The 20,175-nt window shown below is 72.5% G+C and carries 19 protein-coding genes and 1 riboswitch; of the genes, 6 read left to right on the top strand and 13 right to left on the bottom strand.

Annotation, left to right across the window (positions count from 1 at the left end; genetic code table 11):
- Positions 1–270: 270 nt before the first annotated feature.
- The 6 genes from ACFXGX_RS26450 to ACFXGX_RS26425 form a co-directional block, all read right to left on the bottom strand.
- On the bottom strand, positions 271–690 hold the full coding sequence (locus ACFXGX_RS26450) for a transglycosylase SLT domain-containing protein (RefSeq protein WP_355775213.1): 420 nt from the start codon (positions 688–690) through the stop codon (positions 271–273).
- 379 nt (positions 691–1,069) lie between these two features.
- Positions 1,070–1,912 (bottom strand): ECF transporter S component, encoded by an 843-nt coding sequence (locus ACFXGX_RS26445; protein ID WP_384795598.1) that lies wholly within the window; start codon positions 1,910–1,912, stop codon positions 1,070–1,072.
- Positions 1,909–3,624, bottom strand: coding sequence for an ABC transporter ATP-binding protein (locus tag ACFXGX_RS26440; RefSeq protein WP_384795596.1), 1,716 nt, complete (start codon positions 3,622–3,624; stop codon positions 1,909–1,911). Before ACFXGX_RS26440 ends, ACFXGX_RS26445 begins: the two co-directional genes overlap by 4 nt.
- Positions 3,621–4,718: a CbiQ family ECF transporter T component gene (locus ACFXGX_RS26435; RefSeq protein ID WP_384795610.1), complete on the bottom strand. Its 1,098-nt coding sequence runs from the start codon at positions 4,716–4,718 to the stop codon at positions 3,621–3,623. Before ACFXGX_RS26435 ends, ACFXGX_RS26440 begins: the two co-directional genes overlap by 4 nt.
- A gap of 510 nt (positions 4,719–5,228) precedes the next feature.
- Positions 5,229–5,885, bottom strand: a complete 657-nt coding sequence (locus ACFXGX_RS26430; RefSeq protein ID WP_384795594.1) for an SCO2322 family protein — start codon at positions 5,883–5,885, stop codon at positions 5,229–5,231.
- Complete coding sequence (locus ACFXGX_RS26425; protein ID WP_384795592.1) at positions 5,882–7,129, bottom strand: prenyltransferase/squalene oxidase repeat-containing protein; 1,248 nt, start codon at positions 7,127–7,129, stop codon at positions 5,882–5,884. The genes ACFXGX_RS26430 and ACFXGX_RS26425 overlap by 4 nt, the downstream gene beginning before the upstream one ends.
- Before the next feature lie 133 nt (positions 7,130–7,262).
- Positions 7,263–7,326, bottom strand: a riboswitch (cobalamin riboswitch).
- Positions 7,327–7,442: 116 nt separating this feature from the next.
- On the opposite strand from ACFXGX_RS26425, the gene ACFXGX_RS26420 reads away from it, so the two are divergent.
- Positions 7,443–8,105, top strand: a complete 663-nt coding sequence (locus ACFXGX_RS26420; RefSeq protein ID WP_384795590.1) for a phosphotransferase — start codon at positions 7,443–7,445, stop codon at positions 8,103–8,105.
- 100 nt (positions 8,106–8,205) lie between these two features.
- On the opposite strand, the gene ACFXGX_RS26415 is transcribed toward ACFXGX_RS26420, so the two are convergent.
- On the bottom strand, positions 8,206–9,285 hold the full coding sequence (locus ACFXGX_RS26415; protein ID WP_384795588.1) for an MBL fold metallo-hydrolase: 1,080 nt from the start codon (positions 9,283–9,285) through the stop codon (positions 8,206–8,208).
- 204 nt (positions 9,286–9,489) lie between these two features.
- Between ACFXGX_RS26415 and ACFXGX_RS26410 the strand changes: the two genes are divergently transcribed.
- Positions 9,490–10,947 carry an aldehyde dehydrogenase gene (locus ACFXGX_RS26410; RefSeq protein ID WP_384795586.1) on the top strand — a complete coding sequence of 486 codons (1,458 nt, stop codon included), beginning with the start codon at positions 9,490–9,492 and terminating at the stop codon, positions 10,945–10,947.
- A gap of 2 nt (positions 10,948–10,949) precedes the next feature.
- On the top strand, positions 10,950–11,183 hold the full coding sequence (locus ACFXGX_RS26405) for a ferredoxin (RefSeq protein ID WP_384795584.1): 234 nt from the start codon (positions 10,950–10,952) through the stop codon (positions 11,181–11,183).
- Positions 11,184–11,327: 144 nt separating this feature from the next.
- Here the strand turns inward: ACFXGX_RS26405 and ACFXGX_RS26400 are convergent, their stop codons facing one another.
- Positions 11,328–12,029: a TetR family transcriptional regulator gene (locus ACFXGX_RS26400; RefSeq protein ID WP_384795582.1), complete on the bottom strand. Its 702-nt coding sequence runs from the start codon at positions 12,027–12,029 to the stop codon at positions 11,328–11,330.
- Positions 12,030–12,269: 240 nt separating this feature from the next.
- On the opposite strand from ACFXGX_RS26400, the gene ACFXGX_RS26395 reads away from it, so the two are divergent.
- The 3 genes from ACFXGX_RS26395 to ACFXGX_RS26385 are packed head-to-tail and all read left to right on the top strand — an operon-like array spanning position 12,270 to position 15,573.
- A complete protein-coding gene (locus tag ACFXGX_RS26395; RefSeq protein ID WP_384795580.1) occupies positions 12,270–13,727 on the top strand; it encodes a glycosyltransferase family 4 protein in 1,458 nt (485 codons plus the stop codon).
- Positions 13,721–14,494 carry a class I SAM-dependent methyltransferase gene (locus ACFXGX_RS26390; protein WP_384795578.1) on the top strand — a complete coding sequence of 258 codons (774 nt, stop codon included), beginning with the start codon at positions 13,721–13,723 and terminating at the stop codon, positions 14,492–14,494. The genes ACFXGX_RS26395 and ACFXGX_RS26390 overlap by 7 nt, the downstream gene beginning before the upstream one ends.
- Positions 14,491–15,573, top strand: coding sequence for a prenyltransferase/squalene oxidase repeat-containing protein (locus tag ACFXGX_RS26385; protein WP_384795576.1), 1,083 nt, complete (start codon positions 14,491–14,493; stop codon positions 15,571–15,573). The genes ACFXGX_RS26390 and ACFXGX_RS26385 overlap by 4 nt, the downstream gene beginning before the upstream one ends.
- Before the next feature lie 123 nt (positions 15,574–15,696).
- Here the strand turns inward: ACFXGX_RS26385 and ACFXGX_RS26380 are convergent, their stop codons facing one another.
- The 5 genes from ACFXGX_RS26380 to ACFXGX_RS26360 form a co-directional block, all read right to left on the bottom strand.
- Positions 15,697–15,990, bottom strand: a complete 294-nt coding sequence (locus ACFXGX_RS26380) for a hypothetical protein (protein WP_384795575.1) — start codon at positions 15,988–15,990, stop codon at positions 15,697–15,699.
- Positions 15,991–16,147: 157 nt separating this feature from the next.
- Positions 16,148–17,158 carry an LLM class F420-dependent oxidoreductase gene (locus ACFXGX_RS26375; protein WP_384795573.1) on the bottom strand — a complete coding sequence of 337 codons (1,011 nt, stop codon included), beginning with the start codon at positions 17,156–17,158 and terminating at the stop codon, positions 16,148–16,150.
- 114 nt (positions 17,159–17,272) lie between these two features.
- On the bottom strand, positions 17,273–18,085 hold the full coding sequence (locus ACFXGX_RS26370) for a hypothetical protein (RefSeq protein ID WP_384795571.1): 813 nt from the start codon (positions 18,083–18,085) through the stop codon (positions 17,273–17,275).
- 174 nt (positions 18,086–18,259) lie between these two features.
- Positions 18,260–19,243: an N-acetylmuramoyl-L-alanine amidase gene (locus tag ACFXGX_RS26365; protein WP_384795569.1), complete on the bottom strand. Its 984-nt coding sequence runs from the start codon at positions 19,241–19,243 to the stop codon at positions 18,260–18,262.
- Between the two features lie 22 nt (positions 19,244–19,265).
- Positions 19,266–19,916: a class I SAM-dependent methyltransferase gene (locus ACFXGX_RS26360; RefSeq protein WP_384795567.1), complete on the bottom strand. Its 651-nt coding sequence runs from the start codon at positions 19,914–19,916 to the stop codon at positions 19,266–19,268.
- Positions 19,917–20,175 lie beyond the last annotated feature (259 nt).

Below are 20,175 nucleotides of genomic sequence, written 5' to 3'. Positions count from 1 at the left end.
TCAGCCCGTCGCCGTTGGGTGAGGGGTGGGCGTCGGTGGCGACGGGCATCGATGTACCGGCACGTCCCCTCGCGCCGGATCCCGGCTGCGGGTGCGAAATTTCAGCCCCTCCGGCGTTTGAGGAGCGGGGTCTGGGGCGGAGCCCCAGGTACGGGACGGGTAGGGGCGGAGGGGGCGAAGGCAGGTTGTGGCCGGTGGGCCGGGAGCGCCCGGGTACGACGAAGGCGGCAGCCCCGGAAACGGGGTGCCGCCTTGTGTGTGCTGGGCTGATCAGTACCAGCCGTTGGCCTGCCAGAAGCTCCAGGCGCCGGCCGGGCTGCCGTAGCGGGAGTTCATGTAGTCCAGACCCCACTTGATCTGGGTCTTGGGGTTGGTCTTCCAGTCGGAGCCGGCGGAGGCCATCTTCGAACCGGGAAGAGCCTGGACCAGGCCGTACGCACCGGAGGACGAGTTGGTGGCGCTGATGTTCCAGCCGCTCTCGTGCTCGACGATCTTGCTGAAGGCGTTGAACTGCGAGGCGTCCGGAATCATCGTGTGGGCGATCGACTTCGCGGCGGAGGCGGTGGTCGGCGTGGCGGCCTGGGCGGGCGCCGCGGCCAGGACCATACCGGCGGTGGCGGCGGCCACGGCGGTACCGGCGAGGGCCTTCTTCGGGGAAGAGACGATGCGGCGGATGACGGAGACGGACACGGAGAACCTGTTTCCTCGGGGACATGGGGTCGCTCGTGCGCCGTGACCACGTGGTGTGTGGAAGGAGCGGCGTACGTCGGCGCCGCGGCCCGTGGGGGCTCGTGGCGCCTGGCGACGTCCTCAAGACAAACAGGATCCGAGCCCGTCCGCAATGACCCTTTTTACTAGTTGTGGTCGCATTCGGGGTGAACGCGTGGTGTGTGGCGTGGCTCTCAAAGCGCAGGTCAGGGGGTGTATTGGCGGGGGCATGCCATGCGCTTTGGTCTACTACGGTGCCTCGTATGTGACCTGCGCCCTGTGGGCCGGTTCACCCCGCCCCTGACGGACGGTGCGGGGGAGGCCACGCGGTGCTGACGGACGATGTGACGTGGGTCCCGGATCACTGGGCGTCGAACGTGACCGGGCTCTCGAAAGCCGCCCGGCGCGTGGCCCGGCGCAGTGCCTTGAGGAGGGTCGTGCCGATCGTCAGGGTCAGGACGACGGTGACGACCGCCCGCCCCAGGTCCCAGCCGAGGGAGGTGGCCAGGCAGTACGCGACGAAGCGGGCGAGGTTGGCGGGTACGGCGGCGTGCGGGTCGAAGGCGATGTTCGAGGCCAGCGCGTCCATGAAGGGCCAGCCGGCCAGGTTCATGACGGTGCCGTACGCGAAGGCGGCTACGAAGCCGTACCCGGCGAGCATCAGGAGCTCCGCGCGGCCGCGCAGCCGGTCCGGGCCCGGCAGGAGCCCGGCCCCCATCGTGAACCAGCCCATGGCCAGCATCTGGAACGGCATCCAGGGCCCCACCCCGCCGGTCAGCAGCGCCGACGCGAACATGGTCACGGACCCGAGGACGTAGCCGAAACCCGGCCCGAGCACCCGGCCGCTCAGCACCATCAGGAAGAACATCGGCTCGATGCCGGCCGTCCCGGCCCCGATCGGGCGCAGCGCGGCGCCGGTCGCGGCCAGCACACCGAGCATGGCGACCGCCTTCGGGCCGAGACCCGACTCGGAGATCGTCGCCGCGACCACCGCGACCAGCAGGACGAGGAGCCCCGCGAACAGCCAGGGCGCGTCCTGGGCATGCGCGCTGACCTGCGAACCGGGACCCGCGAAGAGCGGCCAGGCGAATCCGGCCGCTCCGGTCGCGCTGACCAGGACCAGGGCGGCGACGGAACGCGGGCCGAGGCGGACGGCCCTGGCCTGGGGCTGGGGGCGGGTGGCGGACGCGTCGGCGGTGGTCATGCGAGGGCCCTTCGGACCTGGGCGACGGTGAGCCATGGCTCGGGGGCCAGGATCTTGGCGACCTGCGGGGCGAAGGACGGGGACGCGACGACCACCTCGGCGGTGGGACCGTCGGCGACGACCTCACCGTCCGCGAGGATCACCACACGGTCGGCGAGCTCGGCGGCGAGTTCCACGTCGTGCGTGGCCAGCACGATGGCGTGCCCCTCGGCGGCCAGTCCGCGCAGCACGGAGACCAGCCGGGCCTTGGCCGCGTAGTCGAGGCCGCGGGTCGGCTCGTCGAGGAGCAGCAGCGGGGGGCGGGCCGTGAGGACGACGGCCAGCGCCAGCGCCAGCCGCTGTCCCTCCGACAGATCGCGGGGATGCGTGTCGTCCGCGATGTCCGGCAGCAGCCCGGACACCAACGCCCGGCAGGTTCCGGCGGCGGCCCCGGCGTCCTCGTCGGCCGCCGCGCACTCGGCGCCCACCGTGTCCGCGTACAGCAGATCCCGTGGCTCCTGCGGTACGAGTCCCACACGGCGTACGAGGTCACGCGGCGCCAGGTGAAACGGTGCCGCCCCGCCGACGCGGACGGATCCGGCGGCCGGCTCGACGAGCCCGACCAGCGCTCCGAGCAGCGTCGACTTCCCGGCGCCGTTGCGGCCCATCAGCGCGATGGTCTCGCCCGGTCCCGCCGTCAGATCGACCCGCCGCAGCGCCTCGACGCGCCCGCGCCGGACCGCCAGCGACTCGACGACGGCCACCTCCGACGGCGGCAGCGGCGGGGCGGCCGAGGGGCCATGGCCGCGACCGCGGAGGAGACGGGAGAAGAGGGGGGCGGCTGGGCGTGTCTGATCCGGTGGGAGAGGGAGAGGGAGGGGGAGGCGGACGGCGGGGTCGGCCGGGGCCGGGGGTGTGGTGGTGAGGCGCTCGCGCAGGGCTCCCGCCCGGCGTCGCGCGTCGCGCACGGTCAGGGGGAGCGGGGACCAGCCGGCCAGGCGGCCGAGCTCCACCACCGGCGGGCACACCGGGGAGACGGCCATGATCTCGGCCGGGGTGCCGAGCGTCAGCGGTGCTCCCGGCGCGGGCAGGAGGGCGAGCCGGTCGGCGTACTGGACGACACGTTCCAGACGGTGCTCGGCCATCAGGACCGTGGTGCCGAGGTCGTGGACCAGGCGCTGCAGGACGGCGAGGACCTCCTCGGCGGCGCCGGGGTCCAGGGCCGAGGTGGGCTCGTCGAGGACCAGGACCCGCGGGTGCGGGGTGAGCACCGAACCGATCGCGACCCGCTGCTGCTGGCCGCCGGACAGGGTGGCGATCGGGCGGTCGCGGAGGTCGGCCAGCGAGAGCAGGTCGAGGGTCTCCTCGACCCGGCGGCGCATCACGGCCGGCGCGAGGCCCAGCGACTCCATGCCGTAGGCGAGTTCGTCCTCCACCGTGTCCGTCACGAAGTGGGAGAGCGGGTCCTGGCCCACCGTGCCGACCACGTCCGCGAGTTCGCGCGGCTTGTGGGTACGGGTGTCCCGCCCCGCGACGGTGACCCGGCCGCGCAGCGTTCCGCCCGTGAAGTGCGGGACCAGTCCGCTCACCGCGCCCAGCACCGTCGACTTGCCGACCCCGGACGGGCCGACCAGCAGCACCAGTTCGCCCTCGGGCACCTCGAAGTCCACGCCCCGGACGGAGGGTTCGGCGGCTCCGGCGTACGTCACGGAGACATCCTCGAAGCGGATCACGATGACTCCTCAGGGGCAGGTGCGGGTGCGGGCGCAGGTGCAGGGGTTCGCCGGGGGGCCGGGGCCGCGAAAGCGGGGAGCAGGCCGAGCAGGATCGCCGCCGCCGGCCGGAGCGGGAGGTCGGGGGCGATCAGGGGGATGACGCCGGGGCGCAGCGCGGCCGGGTCCTGGGAGGCGGCGACGATCATCAGGGCCGCGACCGCCACGCCCGACCCGGCGACCAGCCAGGCCCGGACGCCCCAGACGTCCGGCCGGTACCGCGTCCGCGGTGAGCGTCGGCCGCCCAGCCACAGGCCGCCGAGCGCGGCGCCGAGCCCGGCCAGCAGGACCGGAAGGCCGTAGCTGTCGCCCGCCGCGGTCAGCAGTCCGTACGTGCCGGCGCAGACGCCGAGCAGGCCGCCCAGGGTGAGGGCTCCGGTGGTCCGGCACACGGCGGCCGGGACCTGTGCCGTACGCCCGTACCCGCGTGCGTCCATCGCCGCGGCCAGCGCGACCGAACGCTCCAACGCGCCTTCCAGGACGGGGAGTCCGACGTGCAGCAGGCCGCGCAGCCCCCGGTCGGGTCGGCCGCGGAGCCGGCGCGCGGCGCGCAGTCGCTGGACGTCGGCGATCAGGTGCGGCGCGAAGGTCAGCGCGACGACGACCGCGACGCCCGCCTCGTACAGCGCTCCCGGCAGCGACTTGAGCAGCCTTGCCGGGTTCGCCAGGGCGTTGGCCGCGCCGACGCAGACGAGGAGGGCGGCCAGTTTCAGGCCGTCGTAGAGCGCGAAGAGCAGGCCCTCGGCGGTGACCCGGCCGCCGATGCGTACTCCCTGTGCCCAGTGCGGGAGGGGGATCTCGGGGAGCGTGACGATCACGTGCGTGCCGGGGATCGGGGAACCGAGGAAGACGGCGAAGGCCAGCCTGATGACGAGGACGGCCGCCGCCAGCTTCACGAACGCGGTGTAGGAACGGGCCCAGGGGGCGTCGGTGCGGTGGGTGGCCACCACGAAGCCCGCCACCGCCATCAGCAGCGCCAGCAGGAGCGGGTTGGTGGTGCGCGAGGCGGCCGTGCCGAGGCCCAGGGCCCAGACCCACCAGGCCCCGGGATGCAGGGCGTCGGCACGCGTCGCCGCGGGGGCGAGGGTGCGAGGGCGATGGCGAGGACGGGGGCGGGCAGCACGGCTCGTACTGCCCGTATCGCTGCGGGGACGAAGGACAGGGCGGGGGCGGGGACGGGAGTCCGGCCTCGGCTCAGCCGGGCCGCCGGGCGGTGGTGATCCCGCCGGGTCGGCGGGTGGCGGCGATCCGGCATGGCTGTCGCACGGCGACGGTCCCGTGCGGTTGTCGATCGGCGACGGTCCCGTGCGGTTGTCGCTCGGCGATGACTCCGTCGGGCTGGCGGGCGGCGGCGATCCGGCATGACTGTCGCTCGGGCGCGATTCCGCCGGGCTCGCGGGCGGTGGTGGTCCCGTCGGGCTCGGGGTCTGCGGTGTCGTCGACTCGGGCGTGTCCGGGTCGAGGCGGCGGGGGTCCGGCACGCCGGGTTCCCGGTGTCGTTCGGGCAGGCGGGAGCCCCACCGCTTCGGGGTGGTGGGGCGGTCGGCCTTCGTCATGAGCTGTGCCTAGCCCTTGCGCCGACGGGCCTGCCAGACGGCCGCCGCGCCCAGCACGGCCACCGCCGCCGCTCCCGCCAACAGGCCCACCGAGGGGCCCTGGTGGGCCGGCGCGGAGGCTCCCGGGCGGGCGGACGCGGTCGGTCCGCCGGCCGCGACGGGCTCGCCGCAGCCCGTACGCGGGTAGCCGGTGATGGCGCAGAGGAGGGCGTTGGTGTCGTAGCGCAGGGGGGCGGCGACCTCGGCCAGGGCTTCAGCCGTGCTCGCGTCGGGGGCCACCTGGGCGCAGGCGGAGCGCGCGGACGGCGGACGTTCGCCGGACGGCGCGTCGGCGGCCGTGCCCGGGTCGATGACCAGGGCCACCCGCTTCTTGCCGTGCAGGGCGGGCGTCTTGGCGCATATCGCGGCGAACTCCCGTTCCCCGCGCGGCTGCACGGCGTGCTGGGAGTCCTCGCTCACCGCGAAGCGGAAGCCCTGGACGTCGCCGTCGGACGGCCGCGCGGTCGACGGGCCCTGGGTGGCGTACGTCCACTTTCCGCCGGTCAGGTCCCAGAAGGACCAGTAGCGGTAGCCGACAGCCTGGGCCTGCCCCGCGCCACCGAGGACGAGGAGCAGGAGGGTCAGCGCCAGGGCCAGAGCGGGCGCGGCGGTCCGACGGCCGGTCACAGCTGACGCTTCTTGTTGCGGCCGCTGATCAGGAAGCCGATGCCGATGCCCGCGACCAGGCCGACGCCGATGATCCACCAGACGCCGAGCCCGTTGCCGTCGTCCTTCTTCTCGTCGTTCTTCTTCTCGCTCGGGCTCGCCGAGGCGCCGGCGGCCGCCGCCGGGGCGGGGCCCGTGGCGTTGAGCTGGGCGACGAGGTCCTTGCCGCCGAAGTCGCGCGGGTCGGTGCCGGTGGCGTGCGCGGCGAAGATGAGCTGCGCGTACGCGGCCGGGCCGGACTTGGCCGCCCAGTCCGCGGAGTTCTTCTCCAGCCAGGCGAGCGGCTCCTTCGCGAGCTTCGTCGCGCCGTCGGCCGACAGGGCCACGACCGCGTCCGCCGTGTTGCCGTAGTCGGGCTGGTCCTTGGCGCCCGGGAGCGCGGACTTCAGGTACGGGGTCTTCGCCAGCGACCTGGCCAGGTAGTCGGCGCCGTTCGATCCCGCGTCCGTCCGGTTGGGGGTTTCGGCGATGACGCACTGGGTGAGGTCGTACGGCTCGAGGCCGGCCTCCGCCACGAAGCCCTGGCCCAGGCTCGCGACCACGCCCGCCGCGGTCGCGTCCGCGTTCGCCACCAGCTTGCCCGTCTTGTCGGGCTGGTAAGCGAAGGCGCCGCCGCCCTCGCCGCCGCAGACCTTCGACAGCTTCACCAGGGTGTCGTAGGGGGACTTGCCGTCCTTGGTGACGCTCGCGGGCTTCTTGCCGACCGCCTTGAGCGCGCCGATCACGACGGACGTCGAGTTGGTGTCGCTGGGTCCGCCGGCCATGTAGCCCCAGCCGCCGTCCTTGTTCTGTACGGACTTCAGCCAGGTCACGGCCCTGCCGGTGGCGTCGTCGTGCCCGCCGAGGGCGCCGAGCGCCTGGACGGCGGCGGCGGTGCTGTTGGTGTCGACCTGGGTCTTCGCGTCGCACGCGGCGGTCACGTCGGCGCGGTAGGCGGCGTACGCGCCGTTCGCGCACTGCTGACCGGTCAGCCAGTACACGGCCTTGGCGGCGGGCCGCACACCGACGGTGTGCTGGGCGAGCAGCGCGAGCGACTGGCGCCAGACGCCGTCGTAGGTCGGGTCGGCGGAGCCGAACAGGCCCGAGGGGAGTGCCACCGAGGGCGACGGAGACGGGGACGAGTCGGCGGCGGAGGCGGCCGGGGCGATCACCGCCCCGAGGACGGCGGTGGCGGCCAGTACCGCTGCGGTGCGGCGAACAGACATGACTCTCCCTGCGGGGAGCCGGGCAGCACCGGGCACACGGGGGTATCCGGGCGGCTCCGGCTCCGTATCCCTCGACGGTGCCGGCCGTCGGCGGGCTGCCGAGGGCACGAGCCGGTCACGTCCCGGGCGAGGCGATCCGGCTCACCACCGAAGTGGCTCACGGTTGCGGGTCAGCGCCGGATTTGCACCGGCTTCTCCTCGTACGGGTGTGTGATGACGACGCGCACACTCTACCGGCCGGCCGGAAGCCGCCGACTGTCGCGTGCGGCACTGGCCGGGGGTGACCTGGGCGACATCCGCTAGGTTCGGGCCCATGCGAACGGGGAGACTGCTCGGCTCGGGGCGTTCGGCGGACGTCTACGAGATCGACGAGGCGTGGGTGCTGCGGCGGGACCGCGCGGGCTGGGGCGACGCGACGGCCGAGGCGGCGGTGATGCAGCACGTGCGCTCGCACGGCTATCCCGTGCCGGGTGTGCGGGCCGCGACCCGTGGGGACCTGGTGATGGAGCGGCTGTCGGGGCCGACGATGCTGGAGGCCTTCGGGCAGGGTCTGCTCTCCGCCCAGGAGGCGGGCCTGACCCTGGCCAGGCTGCTGCGCAAGCTGCACGCCGTGCCCGCCCGGCTCTCCGACGACCCCGGTGTGCGTGTCCTTCATCTGGACCTGCACCCCGACAACGTGATGCTCACCCCGGACGGGCCGAAGGTCATCGACTGGTCCAACGCCGAGGAGGGGCCGCCCGGTCTCGACTGGGCGATGTCCGCCGTGATCCTCGCTCAGGTCGCCGTCGGCGGCGAGGCGATCGGGGACGTGGCCGCCGAGACGCTGGAGGCGCTGCTCGACGGGAACGAGGACCAGGTGACCGAGGCGGGGCTCGTGGAGGCGGGCCGGCGCCGTGCGGCCAACCCGACGATGAGCACGGGGGAGGTCGAACTCCTCGGCCAGGCGGATGGGTTGATACGGGAGCTGTTGGGCTGAGGGGTGGCGGGAGCGGGTGTCGCCAGGCCGGGTGACGGGTGTGGTGCCAGGCCGGTGGGGTACGGGGCTCGGCCCGGCGCGCGGGTGTCGTCCGGTGGTGTCACACCGCCGCGTACGTCACCGGGTCGCTGCCCGGTACCGCCTCCGCCCGTCCCAGTTTCACCAGGCGGCGGATGTGGGCCTCGGCCTCGGAGACCGCGATGTTCCGTGATCCGTAGGGGATGTCGGCCCAGGGGCGGTTCCACTCCATGCGCTCGGCGAGCTGCCAGGGTGTGAGCGGCACGGAGAGCAGGGCGAGCAGGCCGGTGAGCCGCTCCTCGTGGTGCGCGAGCAGCTCGGCGACCCGGGAGGGGGCGTCGGTGAACACGTGCTGGTGGGCCGGGAGCACCTCGGCCGGGCCGAGGCGGCCGACGCGCTCCAGGGAGTCGAGGTAGTCGCCGAGCGGATCGGCGATCTCCGCGAGGCCCTCGACGCCGTTGGCGTAGGGAGGGCGCCCGTGGGTGTCCGGGTCCTCGTAGAGGCCGATGTGCGGGGTGATCCTCGGCAGCAGGTGGTCGCCGGAGAACAGGCGTCCGTTGCCGGCCAGTCCGTCCGGGTGGGTCTCCTCCAGGTGGAGGCACACGTGGCCGGGAGTGTGGCCGGGGGTCCAGACGGCGCGCAGCCGGCGGCCGGGCAGGGGCAGGAGTTCGCCGGGGACGATCTCGCGGTCGGGCAGCGCGGGGGAGAAGCCGGGCAGGGTGCTGGGGCGGCGGAGCGCGCGGGGTGCCTCGCGGAGCGGGGCGACATGGTCCGCCGGGGCGCCGGAGGCGGTCAGCTTGGCGGCCATGTAGGCGAACCAGCCCTCGGGCCGGGTCTCGCGGGTGCGCCGGACGATCGCCGCGTCGGCGGCGTGCATCGCGATCCAGGCGCCGGACGTCTCCCGGACCCGGCCCGACAGGCCGTGGTGGTCGGGGTGGTGGTGGGTGATGACCACGCCGTGGATCTCCGTGACCGAGGTTCCGCAGCCGGTGATCCCCTCGGTGAGGGTGTCCCAGGAGGCCGGGTCGTCCCAGCCGGTGTCGACGAGCACGGGACCCGCGTCGGTGTCGACCAGATACACCAGCGTGTGGCCGAGCGGGTTGTCCGGGATGGGGACCTTGATCGACCGTACGCCCCCGCCGTGATCGGTCACGTGCGTCATGCGTTCCCACCCATCGCCGATTCCCGCCACTATAACTAGAACGAGTTCCAATGGGAGCCCAAGTCGACTGTTGTGTCGGCGTGTTCGGCAGCCCGCCGCCCGTGTCCGCGCCGTGGACTCATCCGACGAGAACTGGTATCAGTTCTCGTATCTGATGAAGCGTCAGAATCTGTGGCAGAGAGCGTCCTTGGGAGGCAGTCGGCCATGACCGAGCTCGTGGAACACGGACAACTGTTCATCGGCGGGGAGTTGACCGACCCGCTCGGCAAGGACGTCATTGAGGTGATCTCGCCGCACACCGAGGAGGTCATCGGCCGGGTGCCGCACGCCTCGACGGCGGACGTCGACCGTGCCGTCGCCGCCGCGCGCCGGGCGTTCGACGAGGGGCCCTGGCCGCGGACGAGCCTCGACGAGCGGATCGCCGTCGTGACCCGGATCAAGGACGCCATCGCCGTACGCCATGAGGAGATCGCCCGCGTCATCTCCTCGGAGAACGGCTCCCCGTACTCCTGGAGCGTCCTCGCGCAGGCCCTCGGCGCGATGATGGTGTGGGACGCGGCGATCACGGTCGCGCGCGGCTACACCTACGAGGAGTCGCGCGACGGAGTGCTCGGCAAGCTCCTCGTCCGCCGCGAGCCGGTGGGCGTGGTGGCGGCCGTGGTGCCGTGGAACGTCCCGCAGTTCGTCGCGGCGGCCAAGCTCGCGCCCGCGCTGCTGACCGGCTGCACCGTCGTACTGAAGCCGTCGCCCGAATCGCCCCTGGACGCCTATCTGCTGGGGGAGATCGCGAAGGAGGCCGGGCTGCCCGAAGGGGTGCTGTCGATCCTCCCGGCCGACCGTGAGGTCAGCGAGTACCTGGTCGGACACCCCGGTGTCGACAAGGTCTCCTTCACCGGCTCGGTCGCCGCCGGCAAACGGGTGATGGAGGTCGCCTCCCGTCATCTCACCCGCGTGACCCTGGAGTTGGGCGGCAAGTCGGCGGCCGTGGTGCTGCCCGACGCGGACCTCGCCACCGCGGTCCCCGGGATCGCCTCGGCGGCCTGGATGAACAACGGCCAGGCCTGCGTCGCCCAGACCCGCATCCTCGTGCCCCGCTCGCGCTACGACGAGTTCGCGGACGCCTTCGCCACGGCGGCCAACGCGCTGGTCGTCGGCGACCCGCTCGACCCGGCCACCCAGGTCGGCCCGCTCGTCGCCGAGCGGCAGCGGCGGCGCAACCTCGACTACATCCGCATCGGCCAGGAGGAGGGCGCCAAGATCCTGGCCGGCGGCGGCCGTCCGCAGGGACTCGACCGCGGCTGGTACGTCGAGCCCACCCTGTTCGGGGACGTCGACAACACCATGCGCATCGCCCGGGAGGAGATCTTCGGCCCGGTGATCTGTCTGCTCCCCTACGGCGACGAGGCCGAGGCCGTGAAGATCGCCAACGACTCCGACTACGGGCTGAGCGGCAGCGTCTGGACGGCGGACGTCGCCCACGGCATCGACATCGCCCGCCAAGTCCGTACCGGGACCTACTCCGTGAACACCTTCAGCCTCGACATGCTGGGCCCCTTCGGCGGCTACAAGAATTCGGGTCTGGGGCGGGAGTTCGGGCCCGAGGGGTACGGGGAGTTCCTGGAGCACAAGATGATCCACCTGCCGGCCGGCTGGGAGGCCTGAGGATGGGCGACCGCTGGCAGGTCGAGGTCGACCGCTCCGTCTGCATCGGCTCGGCCCAGTGTGTCCACCTCGCCCCGGACGCCTTCCGCCTCGACGCAGCCATGCAGTCCCACCCCGTCGAGCCGGAGACCGACGCCAACGAGAGGATCCTCGAAGCGGCCGAGGGCTGCCCGGTGGAGGCCGTCATGATCTCGCTCCTGGCCGGCGGCGAGCCGGTGTTCCCGCCGGAGGAATAGGTCGCCGGGCAGGAGCGGCCCGGGGTGGGCGGATCAGGAGTGGCGCTCCCGGTCGTACCGGCGCACACGTCGGTACCGGCGTTCCCGTTCGCACCCGCGCTCCCGCGCGTGCGGGTGCTTTCGCTCGTACCGGCGATACCGGCGTTACCGGTCGTCCGGGCCGGTCAGGTCGATCAGGCGGCAGACCGTCTCGATGTCTATCTTGACCTGAGCGATCGAGGCACGGCCCGAGAGCCAGGTGATCAGGGCCGAATGCCAGGTGTGCTCGATGACCCTGACGGCGGAGAGCTGGTCCGGCGTCGGGTCGTCGAGGCCCATCGCGTCCAGGATGATCACCGTGGTCTGCCGCGAGACCTGGTCGACCTCGGGGCTGACACTGCGGTCCGCGAAGGTGAGCGCGCGGACCATCGCGTCGGCCAGGTGCGGCTCCCGCTGGAGGGCGCGGAACGCCCGCATCAGGGTCTCCGCCACCCGCTCGGCGGCCGTGTCCCCGGCCGGCGGCTTCTTGCGCAGCGTGCCATGCATGTGCTCGAGCTGGTCCTGCATCGTGGCGACCAGCAGATGCACCTTCGAGGGGAAATAGCGGTACAGGGTGCCGAGAGCGACCTGCGACGACTCCGCGACCTCGCGCATCTGCACGGCGTCGAAGCCGCCCCGGCTGGCGAGCTGCGCGCTCGCGTGCAGGATCCGGCGGCGGCGCGCCTCCTGCCGCTCGGTGAGCGGCGGAGAGGCGGGATGCGCGATGGAGTGCGGCCGGCCGTGCGCGCCGCCGGAGGACGCGGCGGGCGTGCCGGCCCTCGGCGCCGGTCGCGCGTTGTTCGAGTCCGCCTTGGCTTCCGCAGGCATGGGTCCGTTCCGTGACATCAGCGAGGGGGAGCGACGAGCCGGCCCGGCAGGGCGTGACACCACCGGGTGAACCAGGCGATCCAGCCGCCCGGTCGTGGCGTGAATCACCTGATCCACCGCTCACAGCGGCGCTACCTGCCGGTAGATTCAGTGCTCCGTGAACGATCAAGTCTGAAACTTGTTCTAGATTAGCGTCCCGGCGTAATCTCGCGGGAAAGTGCAGGGAGAAGGGGACCGGAAGTGACCGCTGAGGCCATGGAGGCGGACCCCGGGAAGGGCGCGGCAGCCGACGGGGGCCGACCCCTGAGCATCGCGCTCCTCACGTACAAGGGAAACCCGTTCTGCGGCGGCCAGGGTGTCTATGTACGGCATCTCTCCCGCGAACTCGCCCGCCTCGGTCACCGTGTCGAGGTCATCGGCTCCCAGCCCTACCCCGTGCTCGACGAGGGCCTGCCCGGTCTGAGCCTCACCGAGCTGCCCAGCCTGGACCTGTACCGCCAGCCCGACCCCTTCCGCACCCCCGGGCGCGACGAGTACCGCGACTGGATCGACGCCCTCGAGGTCGGCACGATGTGGACCGGCGGCTTCCCCGAGCCGCTGACCTTCTCGCTGCGCGCCCGCCGCCATCTGCGGGCCCGGCGCGGCGAGTTCGACGTCGTCCACGACAACCAGACCCTCGGCTACGGCCTCCTCGGGGACGTCGGCGCCCCGCTGGTCACCACCATCCACCACCCCATCACCGTCGACCGGCAGCTCGAACTGGACGCCGCCGAGGGCTGGAAGCGCCGTGCCTCCGTCCGCCGCTGGTACGCCTTCACCCGCATGCAGAAGCGCGTCGCGCGCCGCCTGCCCTCCGTGCTCACCGTCTCCGGAACCTCCCGCCAGGAGATCGTCGACCACCTGAGGGTCGAGCAGGACCGCATCCACGTCGTCCACATCGGCGCGGACACCGATCTCTTCTCGCCGGACCCGTCCGTGCCTCAGGTGCCGGGCCGCATCGTCACCACGTCCAGCGCCGACGTGCCCCTCAAGGGCCTGGTGTTCCTCGTCGAGGCGCTCGCGAAGCTGCGGACCGAGCACCCGGGCGCGCACCTCGTCGTCGTCGGCAGGCGCGCCGAGGACGGCCCGGTCGCCCAGGCCATCGAGCGGTACGGCCTCGACGGCGCCGTCGAGTTCGTCAAGGGCATCTCCGACGCCGAACTCGTCGACCTCGTCCGCTCGGCCGAGGTCGCCTGCGTGCCCTCCCTGTACGAGGGCTTCTCGCTGCCCGCGGCCGAGGCGATGGCCACCGGGACACCGCTGGTGGCCACCACCGGCGGAGCGATCCCGGAGGTCGCGGGCCCCGACGGCGAGACCTGCCTCGCGGTCCCGCCGGGCGACCCGGGAGCGCTGGCCGCGGCCCTCGGCCGGCTTCTCGGCGACCCCGCGCTGCGGGCACGGCTCGGCGCCGCCGGGCGCGAGCGCGTCCTCGCGCGCTTCACCTGGGCCAAGGCGGCCGAGGGCACGGTGGCCCACTACCGTGCGGCAATGGCACTCCCCGCGTCCCGGCTCCGCTCGCGCGCGGCCGTCGCCGCGGGCACCGACGGGCGCGGCGGCTCCCCGGCGACCCCGGGACCCGACCGCGCCGAGGCCGCGGAAGCCACTCCCGCCGCCGTAGAACTAGTTGCAGCCAACCGCGAAAGCAGGGCCACGTGCTGACCGTCGACTTCTCCCGGTTCCCGCTCGCCCCCGGCGACCGCGTCCTGGACCTCGGATGCGGTGCCGGCCGGCACGCGTTCGAGTGCTACCGGCGCGGCGCGCAGGTCGTGGCGCTGGATCAGAACGGCGAGGAGATCCGCGAGGTCGCGAAGTGGTTCGCGGCGATGAAGGAGGCCGGGGAGGCGCCCGCCGGGGCCACCGCGACGGCCATGGAGGGCGACGCGCTCGCGCTGCCCTTCCCCGACGAGTCCTTCGACGTCGTGATCATCTCCGAGGTCATGGAGCACATCCCCGACGACAAGGGTGTCCTCGCCGAGATGGTCCGCGTGCTCAGGCCGGGCGGACGCATCGCCATCACCGTGCCGCGCTACGGCCCGGAGAAGGTCTGCTGGACACTGTCCGACGCCTACCACGAGGTCGAGGGCGGCCACATCCGCATCTACAAGGCGGACGAACTGCTCGGGAAGATCCGCGAGGCCGGCCTGCGGCCCTACGGCTCGCACCACGCGCACGCGCTGCACTCGCCGTACTGGTGGCTGAAGTGCGCGTTCGGCGTCGACAACGACAAGGCGCTGCCCGTGCGGGCGTACCACAAGCTGCTGGTCTGGGACATCATGAAGAAGCCGCTGGCCACCCGGGTCGTCGAGCAGGCGCTGAACCCGCTGATCGGCAAGAGCTTCGTGGCGTACGCGACCAAGCCGCACCTGCCGGCGCTCGCCGGCACGTCGGACTCCGCGCAGGCCGCTTCCGAGGCGGACGCCACGTGACCACTCCCCGGCGGACAGAACACCTCGTCCTGCCCGGGGTCCTCACCGCGGAGGAGGCCGCCGCCACGGTGCGCGGGATCCTCGCGGTGCAGCGCCCCGACGGAGCCATCCCGTGGTTCCGCGGCCACCACCTCGACCCGTGGGACCACACCGAGGCCGCCATGGCACTCGACGCGGCCGGCGAGCACGAGGCCGCCGAGCGGGCCTACGAGTGGCTGGCACGGCACCAGAACGAGGACGGGTCCTGGTACGCGGCCTACGCCGACGGGGACTTCGAGGCCGTCACCGACCGCGGCCGCGAGACCAACTTCTGCGCGTACATCGCGGTGGGCGTGTGGCACCACTACCTGGCGACCGGCGACGACGTCTTCCTGGACCGCATGTGGCCCGCCGTCTACGCGGCCGTGGAGTTCGTGCTGCGGCTCCAGCAGCCCGGCGGACAGATCGGCTGGAAGCGCGAGGACGACGGAACACCGGTCGACGACGCTCTGCTGACCGGGAGTTCGTCGGTCCACCACGCGCTGCGCTGCGCCCTCGCCGTCGCCGAGCAGCGCGAAGAGCCGCAGCCCGACTGGGAGCTGGCCGTCGGCGCGCTGCGGCACGCCATCCGGCTGCACCCGGAGCGGTTCCTCGACAAGGACCGCTACTCCATGGACTGGTACTACCCGGTGCTCGGGGGCGCGTTGACGGGCGCCGAGGCCAAGTCCCGCATAGAGGAGGGCTGGGACCGCTTCGTGGTGCCCGGTCTCGGGGTGCGCTGCGTGGTTCCCAACCCGTGGGTGACCGGCGGTGAATCGGCCGAACTCGCCCTGGCGCTCTGGGTGATGGGTGAGTCGGATCGTGCCCTGGAGATCCTCCAGTCCATCCAGCACCTGCGCGATCCGCGGTCCGGTCTGTACTGGACGGGCTATGTCTTCGAGGACCGGGCCGTCTGGCCCGAGGAGCTCACCAGCTGGACGGCGGGTTCCCTGCTCCTCGCGGTCGCCGCGCTGGGCGGAGACGAGCCCACCTGCGCGGTGTTCGGCGGCGAGCGTCTGCCGACCGGCCTGGACCCCGACTGCTGCACGCCGACCCGCTGAAGGTCCGGACGGTCCCCGCTTCGCGGACCGTCCGGACGCTCCGGATACTTCGAGCTCGACGAGCTCTTCGAATGCGTTGGACTCTTCGGACCTTTCGGGTGCTCCCGGCCGTTTCGGTGCCGGTCAGTGGCGGTGGATGCGGTTGGCCACCGCGTGGCCGATGAACAGATAGACGACGGCGGCGAGACCGTAGCCCGCGACGACACGCGCCCACTCCTTGTCGAAGGTGAACAGGTCGCGCGACCAGCCGGCAAGCCAGGCCGCGGTGTTGTGGATGAACTGCACGAGATCGTTGCCACGATTGGCGTCGAGCAGATACATCAGGATCCAGAGACCGAGGATGACGGCCATGACGTCCGCGATGATCGCGATGACCGTCCCCGCCTGATTCGAACCGTTGCGATATCTAGGGGACATGCCGAGCGGATTGCCCGTCGTTCCCGGATGAAACCCGAACGGCTCCAGCCGGGTGGCCCGGCCGCCGGACCCGGGTGACGCTGCCGGGGAGAGCCGTGTCCGCCCACGCTGGGCGAGTGGGAACGGGCCGGGGCGGGCGGGAACAGCCCTGCCCTCCCTAGGAGTTCAGCTCGGCCAGCACGCGCAGGGTGCGGGGGTCCGGGGACAGCACCAGCAGGTCGGTGACCGGGCCCTTGCGCCACGACTCCAGGCGCTCGGCGATGCGTTCACGCGGTCCGACGAGGGAGATCTCGTCCGCGAAGGCGTCGGGGACGGCCAGTACGGCCTCTTCCCGGCGTCCTTCCAGGAACAGCCGCTGGATCCTGCGGGCCTCTTCCCCGAAGCCCATCCGGGCCATCAGATCGGCGTGGAAGTTGCGGGCCGCGTGCCCCATCCCGCCGATGTAGAAGCCGAGCATCGCCTTGACCGGCAGCAGCCCTTCGGCGACGTCGTCACAGACGTGCGCACGGGCCATCGGCGCGACGAGGAAGCCCTCGGGCAGGTCGGTGAGCGAGGCCTCGTACGCCTGAGGACGTGTCGGCGACCAGTACAGCGGCAGCCAGCCGTCGGCGATCCGGGTCGTCTGCGCGATGTTCTTCGGCCCCTCGGCGCCGAGCAGGAGCGGCAGTTCGGCCCGCAGCGGATGCGTGATCGGCTTCAGCGCCTTGCCGAGCCCCGTGCCGTCGGCACCCCGGTACGGGTGGGAGTGGAAGCGGCCGTCCAGCTCGACCGGTCCCTCGCGCCGCAGGACCTGGCGTACGACGTCGACGTACTCCCGGGTCGCGGTCAGCGGCGACTTCGGGAACGGCCGTCCGTACCAGCCCTCGACGACCTGGGGTCCCGACAGGCCGAGGCCGAGCATCATGCGCCCGCCGGAGAGATGGTCGAGCGTGAGCGCGTGCATCGCGGTCGTGGTGGGGGAGCGGGCGGCCATCTGCGCGACGGCCGTGCCGAGCCGGATGCGCGTGGTCCGCGCGGCGATCCAGGTGAGCGGGGTGAACGCGTCCGAGCCCCAGGACTCCGCGGTCCACACCGAGTGATAGCCGAGCCGCTCCGCCTCCTGGGCGAGCGGCACATGGTCCGCCGAGGGACCGCGCCCCCAGTAGCCGAGCGCGAGACCGAGCCGCATGGCACCTCCAGAAGCAGAGTTCTGACGATTCGTCAGTTCCTGGCGTGCTGCGACTGTACGACAACGGCCCCCCGCCGGAAAGGGCGAGGGGCCGTCGCGAGAGCGAGGAGCGGATCAGCCGCGCTGGATCCCCGAGGTGTCCTGAAGCACACCACGACGACCGTCCTGCGTCTGCGCCACCAGGGTCGCGCCACGCTGCTCGACGGCCAGGTACCAGGTGCCCGGAGCCAGTTCGGCGATCGGCGTCGAGGCGCCGTCCTCCGAGAAGAGCGGCCGGGCGACCGGGACGGCGAACCAGAACGGCGAGAAGTCCTGGGCCGGCGACTGTGTCTGCGGAGCCGACGGCTGGCTCGGCTGTCCGCCGAACGGCTGCGTGGGCTGCGAGGGCTGGGCGCCGTAGGGCTGCTGACCGGGCTGACCGGGCTGGCCACCGGGCTGCGAGGCGCCCGGGTAGCCGTAACCACCCTGCGGCTGACCGCCGTAGGGCGCCGGGGCGATCGGGGTCGGGGCGCCCATGAGGGCGGCCTGGAGGGCCGGAACCAGCGGGGTCGCGACGGCCGCGCCGGCCAGGACGAGGGCCGCGAGGAAGCCGAGGATGAGACCCGCGGCGGCGCTGGCGTTGTCACCGACGCCCACGAGCGACCAGAACAGGGTCCACGCGACGAGAATCGTGAACGCCACGCCGACCGCGCCCAGGTCGAGCCCGAGGACCTTGCGCGGCTGGGGCAGGCAGCGGTTGACGACGATCAGGGCGGCGCCGATGACCCCGCCCATGTAGACGCCGAGGCCGTAGCCCAGGTTGTCCCAGGCGTTCGAGTCAATGCTGTACCCGGAATACGAGTAGAGGTGCAGGAACGACGCGATGAACAGCAACACCGCTGCTCCGATCACCACGCCGTCGCCTCGAGTGAGGGAGCGGATATTCACTTCAGGTCCTTCGTCAGTCGTCTCGTCGTCGGTGAGGCATCGCAGTACGCCGTGTCGCCGAACATGGTGCCGTTGTCGGGACTCGGTGTGAAGCGCGGGGGGTGGCCCTTTATCGTACGGACGACACTATCGCCCGGACGATCAGGGTGTCCGCCGGGTTGGGACCGTAGATCACTACCCGTGCAGGAAACCAACGATTCCTTCAGAGATCCCCCGTGCCGCTTTCTCTCGCCAGGCGCCACTGGTGAGCAGCGCAGCGTCCTTCGTATCGCGCATGTTGCCGCACTCGATGAACACCTTCGGAACCGTTGACAGATTGAGACCGCCGAGATCCTTACGGACCACCAGTCCGGTGCCGTCACCGACGTAGTTGGAGGGCGCGCTGCCCGTCTCGCGGACGAACAGGCCGGCGATGTGCTCGCCGAGGTCGCGGGAGGCGGAGACGATCGGGCGGGTGTCGGCGGCCCCCGCGTGCACGGACGCCGGAAGGATCACATGGAAGCCGCGGTTGCCGGCCGCCGATCCGTCGGCGTGCAGGGAGACGACCGCGTCCGCGTGCGCCGCGTTGCCGATACGGGCGCGCTCGTCGACGCAGGGGCCGAAGGAACGGTCGCCGTCCTGGGTCAACTTCACCGTGGCGCCCTGCTTTTCGAGGATGGCCCGCATCCGGTGCGCGACGTCGAGGGTGAACCGGGCTTCCGTGTAACCCGCGTTGGTCGACGTGCCGGTGGTGTCGCACTCCTTCCAGTTCGTTCCGATGTTCACCTTGCGGTTGATCTCGGACGAGTGCCGGAAGTTGTCGGGGTTGTGCCCCGGGTCGATGACGATGACCTTGCCCTTGAGGGAGCCGGACGCGGCGGGCTTCGAGGACGAGGAGGAGGGCGAGGAGGACGAGGGGGGTGCCGAGGACGTACTCGGCTTGCCGTCGTCCGTCGTGGAGGCGGACGCCGGCGCGGAAGGGGAATCGGAGCCGGGCGCGGAGGACGACGCCGGGGAGACGGCCCGGTCGGACCCGCCCCCCGAGTCGTCTCCCACGGCCTGCCACACCAGGTACCCGGCCAGTGCGCCGGGTACGAGCGCGGCAAGCGCGACGGTGAGCGGACCCCGCCGGGAACGGCGCGGTCGGGGCGGTTCGAAGTCTGGGCCTACGTACGACACGTCAGCGACTCTAACCGTGCGCTCAGATCCCTGCTCCGGTTCGCCGCAGTACGCGCAGTGAGCCGGTCGCCGAGGTCTCGGTGAACGCGCCCGATTCCAGGGCCCGGAGGTAGACGCGGTACGGCGCCTGGCCGGTGAACTCGTCGACGGGGTCCGGGAACACGTCGTGGATGACGAGGAGGCCGCCCTCGGCGACATGCGGCGCCCAGCCCTCGTAGTCGCCGCTCGCGTGCTCGTCGGTGTGGCCGCCGTCGATGAAGACGAGACCGAGGGGCGTGCCCCAGAACGCGGCGATCTGCGGCGAGCGGCCGACCAGCGCGACCACGTGCTCCTCCAGGCCCGCCCGGTGCAGGGTGCGGCGGAAGGTGGGGAGCGTGTCCATCAGGCCGATCTCCGGGTCGACCGTGGACGGGTCGTGGTACTCCCAGCCCGGCTGCTGCTCCTCGCTGCCCCGGTGGTGGTCGACCGTGATGGCGGTCACCCCGGCCTCGCGGGCCGCGTCCGCGAGCAGGATCGTGGAACGGCCGCAGTAGGTGCCGACCTCCAGGAGCGGCAGCCCGAGCCGCCCGGCCTCGACCGCGGCCTCGTGGAGCGCGAGACCCTCACCGCGCGGCATGAACCCCTTCGCGGCCTCGAAGGCGGCGAGGATCTCGGGCTTGGGTGCCGAGGACATGGGGTTTTCCTCCATCGGTGCGAACTCCATCGGTGCGAACAACGGGTATGCGCAGCATCGTGCACCACACCCCCGACGCTTGGGCGGCGGGGGTGGCGATGATCACTCGCGGAGAGCCCGCGCGTCAGGCCGTGACACCGGCGTTCTCGCCCGGGAGCGACAGGTCGAGGGCGACCGGCCGTGGTGTGAGCAGGTGTGTGTGAGGAAGATGGAGAGTGCGAGGGGCGGGCGCACCCAAGGGGAGACACGCACACAACAG

The organism is Streptomyces sp. NPDC059371 (genome assembly GCF_042751995.1).
GTDB lineage: Bacteria > Actinomycetota > Actinomycetes > Streptomycetales > Streptomycetaceae > Streptomyces.
The sequence above is the reverse complement of the archived record's forward strand: the minus strand, read 5'-3'. Positions and strand labels throughout refer to the sequence as shown.